At 72.9% G+C, this 7,893-nt stretch carries 9 protein-coding genes; 5 read left to right on the top strand and 4 right to left on the bottom strand.

The genetic code is table 11. From position 1 onward, the window contains the following. Together DN069_RS30415 and DN069_RS30410 are read left to right on the top strand one after the other, a co-directional pair. A partial coding sequence (locus DN069_RS30415) for a sensor histidine kinase (RefSeq protein ID WP_207892322.1) occupies nt 1–1,167 on the top strand: 1,167 nt, incomplete at its 5' end. Next, a complete protein-coding gene (locus DN069_RS30410) occupies nt 1,164–1,832 on the top strand; it encodes a response regulator (protein ID WP_111506436.1) in 669 nt (222 codons plus the stop codon). The genes DN069_RS30415 and DN069_RS30410, both read left to right, overlap by 4 nt. 19 nt (nt 1,833–1,851) lie before the next feature. Here the strand turns inward: DN069_RS30410 and DN069_RS30405 are convergent, their stop codons facing one another. Continuing rightward, nucleotides 1,852–2,247: a VOC family protein gene (locus tag DN069_RS30405; RefSeq protein ID WP_111506434.1), complete on the bottom strand. Its 396-nt coding sequence runs from the start codon at nt 2,245–2,247 to the stop codon at nt 1,852–1,854. Between the two features lie 64 nt (nt 2,248–2,311). Here DN069_RS30405 and bla point away from each other — a divergent pair, with 64 nt between their 5' ends. Beyond that, nucleotides 2,312–3,247, top strand: coding sequence for a class A beta-lactamase (gene bla, locus DN069_RS30400; protein WP_243639937.1), 936 nt, complete (start codon nt 2,312–2,314; stop codon nt 3,245–3,247). A gap of 13 nt (nt 3,248–3,260) precedes the next feature. Here the strand turns inward: bla and DN069_RS30395 are convergent, their stop codons facing one another. Then, entirely contained in the window at nt 3,261–3,926 is a 666-nt protein-coding gene (locus tag DN069_RS30395) for a pyridoxamine 5'-phosphate oxidase family protein (RefSeq protein WP_111506430.1), read from the bottom strand. Nucleotides 3,927–3,980: 54 nt separating this feature from the next. Beyond that, on the bottom strand, nt 3,981–5,261 hold the full coding sequence (locus tag DN069_RS30390; protein ID WP_243639936.1) for a globin domain-containing protein: 1,281 nt from the start codon (nt 5,259–5,261) through the stop codon (nt 3,981–3,983). Nucleotides 5,262–5,608: 347 nt separating this feature from the next. Here DN069_RS30390 and DN069_RS30385 point away from each other — a divergent pair, with 347 nt between their 5' ends. Then, nucleotides 5,609–6,478, top strand: a complete 870-nt coding sequence (locus DN069_RS30385) for a DUF4436 family protein (protein ID WP_111506428.1) — start codon at nt 5,609–5,611, stop codon at nt 6,476–6,478. Between the two features lie 58 nt (nt 6,479–6,536). Here the strand turns inward: DN069_RS30385 and DN069_RS30380 are convergent, their stop codons facing one another. Next, nucleotides 6,537–7,115: a TetR-like C-terminal domain-containing protein gene (locus DN069_RS30380; RefSeq protein WP_243639934.1), complete on the bottom strand. Its 579-nt coding sequence runs from the start codon at nt 7,113–7,115 to the stop codon at nt 6,537–6,539. A 209-nt stretch (nt 7,116–7,324) separates the two neighbouring features. Here DN069_RS30380 and DN069_RS30375 point away from each other — a divergent pair, with 209 nt between their 5' ends. Beyond that, entirely contained in the window at nt 7,325–7,873 is a 549-nt protein-coding gene (locus DN069_RS30375; protein WP_207892321.1) for a carbonic anhydrase, read from the top strand. The last annotated feature ends 20 nt before the right edge of the window (nt 7,874–7,893 follow it).

Genomic DNA, 7,893 nt, shown 5'->3' with positions numbered 1-7,893 from the left:
CGAGCGCCACGTCTGCCGGCGCGGCCGGCGCCGGCAGACGTGGCGCTCGCGGTGCTCTTCGCCGCCGTGGTCGTGGCCGGGACGTTCCGGGCGGCCGTCGGGCAGAACGGGGTCCGCGGCCTGGACGCGCTCGGCGTGGTGCTGCTGGCCGCGGCCGCCCTGGCGTCCGTCGGACTGCGGCGGGTGTCGCCGCTCGGGGCGCTCGCCGCGACGACGTTGCTGGTCAACGCGTACCTGCTGGCCGGTTACGCGTACGGCCCGGTGCTGCTCGCGCTGATGGTCGCGGTGTTCGAGGTGGCGCGGCAGCGGCCGCTGGCCACCTCGGCGCGGGCCTGCGGGGTGGCCGCGGCGGTCTCCTCGGCGACGATCTTCGCCCGGGTGACCGGCGACCATCACGCCACCTGGCTGCTGGCGCTGGCCTGGACCGGATGGAGCCTGCTCCCGTGGTCGCTGGGCGCGCTGATCCACGTGCTGCACGCCGCCCGGACGCGGGCCCGCGAGGACCTGGTGGCGCGGACGGCCCTGGAGGAGCGGATGCGGATCGCCGGAGAGGTCCACGACATCGCCGGGCACGGCTTCGCGCTGGTCACCATGCAGGCGCAGGTGGCGCTGCTGGTCTTCGACGAACAGCCGGAGCAGGCCCGCCGCTCGCTGGAGGCGGTCCGCGACACCAGCTCCACCGCGCTGGCCGACCTGCGGCGGATGCTGGACACCTTCCATCCACGTCCGGATCCGCGCACGCCGGCCATGCCCGCCGCGCTGGCCGCCCCCGGCCCGGCGGGCGTCGCCGGGCTGACGGAGCTGATCGGGCAGGTCAGGGCCGGTGGCCTGCCGGTCGGGGTGGCGGTCGACGTGGGCGGCGAGCTGCCCGAGCCGTTGAACGCCGCCGTCTACCGCGTCGTGCAGGAGGCGCTCACGAACGTGCTGCGGCACGCCGGACCGACCCGGGCCGAGGTGAGCATCGACCGGCAGGACGGCGAGGTCCTGGTCCGGGTGACCGACCGCGGCAGCGGCACCCCGGCCACGGTGGGGCCGCCCGGACGTGGGCTGACCGGCATGCGCCGCCGGGTCGAGGACCTGCACGGCCGACTGGAGACCGGGCCGTTGGACGGCGGCGGCTTCCGGGTCGAGGCGCGGCTCCCGCTGCCCGAGGAGGTACGGGCGTGATCCGGGTGATGCTGGTCGACGACCACCAACTGGTCCGCATGGGCCTGCGCGTCCTGATCGACCGCGAGGACGACCTGCAGGTCGTCGCCGAGGCGGAGCACGGCCGTCAGGCTCTCGCGCAACTCCGCGCCCACCGGCCGGACGAGCGGCCGGACGTGATGCTGCTGGACATCCGCATGCCGGACATGGACGGCCTGGAGCTGCTGCGTCACCTCGCCGTCGACCCGGCCCTGCGGGGCGTGCGGGTCGTCGTGGTCACCACCTTCGAGATCGACCACTACGTGTTCGAGGCGCTGCAGGCGGGCGCGAGCGGCTTCGTCCTCAAGGACTCCGCCCCCTCCGAACTCGTGCACGCCATCCGGGTGGTGGCCGCGGGCGAGGCGCTGCTGTCGCCGTCCGTGACCCGGCTGCTGGTGAGCACCTTCGCCCAGCGCTGGGCGCCGCCCGCGCCGGTCGAGGGGCTGGACTCCCTCACCGAGCGGGAACGCGAGATCGCCGCGTGGGTCGCCACCGGGCGGTCCAACGACGAGATCGCCGACGCCCTGTTCCTCTCCCCGGCCACCGTGCGCACGCACGTGACCCGCGCCATGACCAAGCTCAACGCGCGCTCCCGCGCCCAACTCGTCGTCCTGGCCGTCCGGGCGGGCCTGACCGTCACCCTCTGAGGGCGGACCCGACGGCCTCTCAGGGTTTCGGGTTGGCGGCGATCTCCCAGATGTAGCCGTCGAGGTCGGCGAAGCTGGCGGTGCGCGGGCCCCAGGGGCGGTCGACGGGGCCGTTGAGCAGCTTGACTCCGGCCGCCGTCAGCTGCCCGACGCGGGCGTCCACGTCCTCCACCTCGACGGTGAAGACCAGCCGCGCGCCCGCGCCGCGGTCCGCGGCGGAGGCGGGCTCGATCAACTCCGGCACCGCGGAGAGGCGGAGCAGGTTGACGATCGTGGGGCCGAGCCGGAAGACGGCCGAATCGTCGTCCTCGAAGATCGGCGTGGAACCGAACGCGGTCGAGTAGAACTCCTTGGAAGCGGTCAGATCGGTCACGAAGAGCGTGTTGGCGGCGATGCCGCCGGCCCAGGCCGTCATGATTACGGAATCCCTCCGTCCAGATCGAAGCAGTTGGATCGAATTGCCTCGAACTATAGGACTGATGACTGACAGAGAGGTCGGCCGCATGGATCTGCACCGGAGTCGTCGTGGAGTGCTGGCCGGGGTCGCCGGGGCGGCCCTCACCGTCGTGCTGCCGACGGGCGGGCAGGCCGTCGCCCGGGGCGCGGAGCGCGCCCAAGCGGTCGAGGGACGGTTACGTGCGCTGGAGCGGCGGCACGACGCACGGCTGGGCGTGTTCGCGTACGACACCGGCACCGGCAGGTCGGTGCGCTACCGCGCCGACGAGCTGTTCCCGATCTGTTCGACCGTCAAGACGATCGCCGTCGCCGCCGTGCTGCGGGATCTCGACCGGGACGGGCGGTTCCTCGCCAAACGGATCCACTACACCGCGGCGTACGTCACCGACGCCGGCTACGCGCCGATCACCGGAGCGGCCGACAACGTCGCCCGGGGCATGACCGTGGCGGAGCTGTGCGCGGCGGCCATCGAGTACAGCGACAACGGCGCGGGCAACCTGCTGGTGCGGGAACTCGGCGGCCCCCAGGCGGTGACGCGTTTCTGCCGGTCCGTCGGGGACCGGGTCACCCGGCTGGACCGCTGGGAGCCCGCACTGAACTCGGCCGAGCCGTGGCGGGTGACGGACACCACCAGTCCGCGCGCCGTCGCCCGCACCTACGCCCGGCTCGTCCTCGGGGACGTCCTGACGGCGCGCAAGCGGGAGCTGCTGACCGGCTGGCTGCTGGCCAACACGACCAGCGCGCACCGCTTCCGGGCGGGGCTGCCCAAGGGCTGGACGGTCGCGGACAAGACCGGCACCGGCGACTACGGCACCACCAACGACGTCGGCTTCACCTGGCCGCCCGGCCGCCGGCCGATCGTGCTGTCGGTCCTGTCCACCCAGCACGACGCCACCGCCCCCGCCGACGAGCCGCTGGTCGCGGACGCGGCGGCTGCGGTGGTGGCCGCCTTGTCCTGACTCAAACAGACAGCTAGCGGTGCTGGCGGGCCACCTCGGCCTGGCGGACGGGTGTGGCGGGTGTGTAGTCCACCGGCAGGGGCTGGCGCGGCACTCGCGCGTCGGTGAAGTACTGCTGGTCGCGCGGGCGCACCGACTCCTGTTCGCGCGGGCGCGCCGCGGGCTCCAGGTGCGGGATGTGCTTCGAGCAGTGGATGTAGGCCTCGTCGACCGTGACGTGGATCCACAGTTCGGGGCGGCGGCCCGGCGCCGGGTCCACCCGGAGCTCCGGGTGGTGGTGCCGCAGGTCGGCGTCCGAGCAGAGCGCCGCCGTGCCGTTGACGTGCAGTCCGATGTGGTCGCGGGTGAAGTCCAGGAACAGCATGCCGAGGTGCGGGTTCTCGGTCATGTTGCCCGCGCTGGCCATCACGCCGTTGCCGCGGTACTCGGGGTAGGCCAGGGTGCGGTCGCTCAGCACCTGGACGAAGCCGGGCGGGCCCGCGCGGAAGCTCGCGTCGCAGGCGCCGCCGGAGTCCGCGGTGGACAGGAAGACCATCGTCATCCGGTCGATGAACGCGCGCATCGTCGGGGTGAGGTACGGGTGCACCTGCCGGTCGTAGAATTCGGCGGCGCGCTCCGTGGTGCCGTGCCGCTGCTGCAGCACGCGCTCGCCGGCTGAACCGAAGCGGTGGTGGGTCACGGGGGATGGCTCCCGGGGTCGGGTCGGTGCGGGGCCCGGGGGAGGCCCACGGCGTCAGTTCAGGGACAGGACGGGCACGTCGAGCGGGTCGTGGCGGATGCGCGAGCGCGGGACGCCGTTCTGCCGCAGGGTGTCGGCCGCGGCGGTCACCATCGAGGCCGGGCCGCTGAGGTAGGCGTCGTGCCGGTACCAGGGGCCGAACTCCCGCAGCACCTGCGGCAGCGAGCCGCTCAGCCCGAGGATGTGCTCGTCGGAGACGGCGGCGCGCACCTGCAGCCAGTGGTTGCGCTGCGCGAACCGCAGCATCTCGTCGAGGCCGTAGAGCTCGTCGGAGGTGCGGGCGCCGATGAACACGTCCATCTGCCGCTGGACGCCGTTGCGGGCGCTCTCCTCGACCAGCGCGCGGATCGGGGCCAGTCCGGTGCCGCCGGCCACGCAGAGGATGTCGCGGCCCGACTCCGGGTCCAGCACCATGTCGCCGAGCGGCGGTCCGAGCCGGATCACGTCGCCCACGGTGGAGCGCCGGACCAGGGCGTTGCTCACCCAGCCGGTCGGGATCGCGCGGACGTGGAAGGTGAGGGTGCCGTCCGGGCGCGGCGCGTTGGCGGGGGAGTAGTAGCGCCACTCCCGCGGCCACCACGGGGTCTCCATGCTGACGTACTGTCCGGCGGCGTACTCGTAGGGCTTGTCGGGCTGCACGGTGATGGCGGCGATGCCGTGCGGGAAGACCTGCCGGTGCACGATCTGGGCGTTCCAGACCGCGGGCCGCGCCTGCGCGTCCTCGTCCGCGGCCTGCGTCATCACCTTGGCGACGGCGGTGTAGGCGCGGGTCCAGGCCCCGGCCACCTCGGGGTTCCACGCGGGGCCGGCGAACCGGGCCAGCGCGGCCAGCAGGCACTCCCCGACCGCGTCGTAGTGGTCGTTCTGGGTGCCGAACTTGCGGTGGTCGCGTCCGAGATGGGCGCAGAACCGGGCCAGCGCCTCGGGGTCGTCGACGAGGTCGACGATGTGCAGCAGGGCTCGCAGCAGGCGTCCGCGCTGGGTGTCCATGCCGGGCGGGAACATCTCCCTGACCTGCGGGTAGCGCGTGAACAGGATCGAGTAGAAGTAGACCGCCATGTCGGCCGCCAGCGGCTCGACCACGGCGAGACTGGTGCGGATCAGCGCGACGTCACGGTCCGTGAGGCCGCCTGCGAAGGTCCGGGCGTGGGTCGAGTCGAGAGCACCGTCCGCGACACCGGTAAGGTCGGACGCGCCGGGTCCTGATATCCGACTGCTGTCGGGGGCGTCAGCGGCCCTGGGGCCGCCGACGGGACGGCGGGGTTGGAACCACACGGTGGAATGCTCCCGATCGCAGACGAACCTCGCATGACATCCCCCGTCGTCCTGTGGCACGACGGCTGGCCACGGCTGACCCAGATTCTGCTCACAATGCGCTCAGGAGCGGCACCCCTGGCTCCGCATGGACATGAGATCGCCACAAGTCGCGCACATTCGTCTGTTTGACGAGTGGACATCAAGCTAGCACAGCGGTCGAGCGGATCGGAGTACCGAAATCCGTGGGGCGCTGGGGTCGAGGCCCCGCCTCTCGCCCGATCGGCCCAGGGGCGGTGCTTTCGCCCCAAATAGGACATAAGTTCCGAATGTATGGCCGCTGATGCATCGCCACCGGACGGGACATCATGCGTATTCCGCCTTCGCTCCTCGTAGTCGCGCTGGTCATGGTGCTGTGCGGCGCGGGTGTCGGGCTCTACCTCAACGAGCGCACCAGCCGCCAGCAGGTCAGCGTGGTCGGCAACCCGACGGCCTCGGACTGGATCGAACTCGACGTCACCGCCCAGGGTGTGAACACGTCCGGGCTCGACCTGTCGCTCTCCGTCCAGGCGTTCCCGCACGGCGGCCTCGCTGAGGAGCCCGACTCACCGGTCTTCGCCAAGGACATCGAGATCACCGCCGTGGGGCTGACGGTGTCCAGCTTCCACACCAAACCCGGAGATGTCGCTCCGCTCCAGGTCGTCACGGCCGGGCTCAACAACGGCACCCCCACTGACTATCCCTTCGACCGCTACGACCTCTCCGTGGGCTGGGTCGCCACCGACCACGGCCACACCGTTCCCCTGTCCCTGACCTACAGCGACGCCGACCCGTTCTTCGTCGTCCGCCCCACGAAGTCGGCCAGCGGCGGCACGGTCGCGCGGCTCGACGCCAGGGCGGGACGCTCGCGGGCGACGTTCATCCTGGCCTGGTTCATGATGGCGGCGATGTGGGCGCTGGCCCTCGCCGTGCTCGGTGGCGCGGAGGTCCTCGTGCGCCGACGCCACGGCATGGTCTGGCCGGCGCTGGGCTGGATGGCCGCCACCCTGTTCGCCCTCGTCGGTCTGCGCAACGCCGCGCCGGGGAGCCCGCCCATCGGCTCGCTGATGGACTATGTCGCCTTCTTCTGGGCCGAGGGCATCATCGCCGCGAGCCTCGCCGTCACCGTCGCGCTGGCGGTGCGCAACGAGCGCCGCGACATGGCCGCGGCGCGGGCGGCAGCGGGGAAACCGGGCTGAGGCCGGTCAGTGCGGCAAGGAGCGACCTGATCCGTCAGCGAGCCCCTGTGGCCTGCCCTCACGTCGCCCGCTGTTCCAGGCTCTCGCCGATGAAGGCGAGCGTCAGCTCGTTCAGCCGGGCGCGTTCGGGGGCGCCGACCTCGCGCAGGGGCCCCTGGCTGGTGAGGACGGCCAAGCCGTGGACGGCGGACCAGATCGGGAACTCGAGCCCCGGTCGGCGGCGGGGGTCGAGGACGCCCGCGGCGACGAGCGCGTCCAGGGCGGTGCGCAGCTGGCCGAGGGGGCTGCGGTCGGCGCCGGGCGCGGGGTCGGCGGGGGCCGTGTACAGGTGCTGCGACGGCACGGCGAAGGCGGTGGCGAACAGGCCCGGTTCCGCGCGGGCGAACTCCAGGTAGGCGGTGCCGATCGCGCCGAGCCGCAGGCGGGCCGCGAGCGGATCGTCCGGGGCCCCGGGGACGCGGGCCACCGCGGCGGCCATCCGGTCGCCGAGCTCGGTCATCGCCGCGACGCAGACGACGGCGAGGAGCTCGTCACGGTCGGCGAAGTGTCGGTACGCGGCGTTGGGCACGACGCCGACCAGGCGCGTGGCCTCGCGCAGCACCACCGCGTCCGGGCCGCCGGTGCGTGCCAGCTCCACACCGGCGGCGATCAGGCCGGCCCGGACCGCTCCCCGCGGTCGCCGGCGCCCTGCCGACGGCGTCGCGGACGCGGACGTAGGCGGCTCGGGTGGCTCCGCTGCAGGTCGGACCGTGGTCACCGGCTCACCATAGCGCAACGTGGACGGCGTCCACTTTCGGAGCTAACGTGGACAGTGTCCACAAAGAGTCGAGCTCGGAGGGAACCGCCATGACCGGTCCCGTCAGCACCAGCCGGACCAGGATGGGCCCGCTCCTCGCCCGCAACGAGGACTTCGCCCGTGACAACGCCCCGCTCCCGCTCGCCCCGCCCACCGCGCAGCTGATCGTGGTCTGCTGTCTGGATCACCGGGTGGATCCGGCCACCGTCCTCGGGATCCGGCTCGGCGAGGCCCCCGTGATCCGCAATGCCGGCGGCCGGGTCACCCCGGCCGTGATCGGCGACCTCGCCTATCTGGCGTTCCTGGCCCGACGCGTGTTCGGGCTGTCGGGCCCGCTCTTCGAGGTCGCCGTCGTCCATCACACCCAGTGCGGCACCGGCTTCCTCGCCGACGAGGCGTTCCGTCGTGAGGCGGCGACCGCGACCGGTCTCGACGAGGCGGCGCTCGCGGGCTCCCAGGTGGCCGACCCGTACGCCACGGTCCGCGCCGACGTCGAGCGGCTCCGGCTGTCGCCGCTGATCCCCGCCGAGGTGAGCGTCTCCGGCCATGTCCACGACGTCGACACGGGCCGGATCAGCACCGTCGTCGATGCGCGGTGACGACGCGAGGTGACGACGCG

This window comes from Streptacidiphilus pinicola (assembly GCF_003258295.1).
Lineage (GTDB): Bacteria > Actinomycetota > Actinomycetes > Streptomycetales > Streptomycetaceae > Streptacidiphilus > Streptacidiphilus pinicola.
Note: the sequence above shows the minus strand (reverse complement) of the source record. Positions and strands in the feature narration are given on the sequence as shown.

Excerpts from the sequence above, each read along its gene's own strand:
- DN069_RS30385 (WP_111506428.1), top strand. The coding sequence starts at position 5,609 with ATGCGTATTCCGCCTTCGCTCCTCGTAGTCGCGCTGGTCATGGTGCTG.
- DN069_RS30405 (WP_111506434.1), bottom strand. The coding sequence starts at position 2,247 with ATGACGGCCTGGGCCGGCGGCATCGCCGCCAACACGCTCTTCGTGACC.
- DN069_RS30375 (WP_207892321.1), top strand. The coding sequence starts at position 7,325 with ATGACCGGTCCCGTCAGCACCAGCCGGACCAGGATGGGCCCGCTCCTC.
- bla (WP_243639937.1), top strand. The coding sequence starts at position 2,312 with ATGACTGACAGAGAGGTCGGCCGCATGGATCTGCACCGGAGTCGTCGT.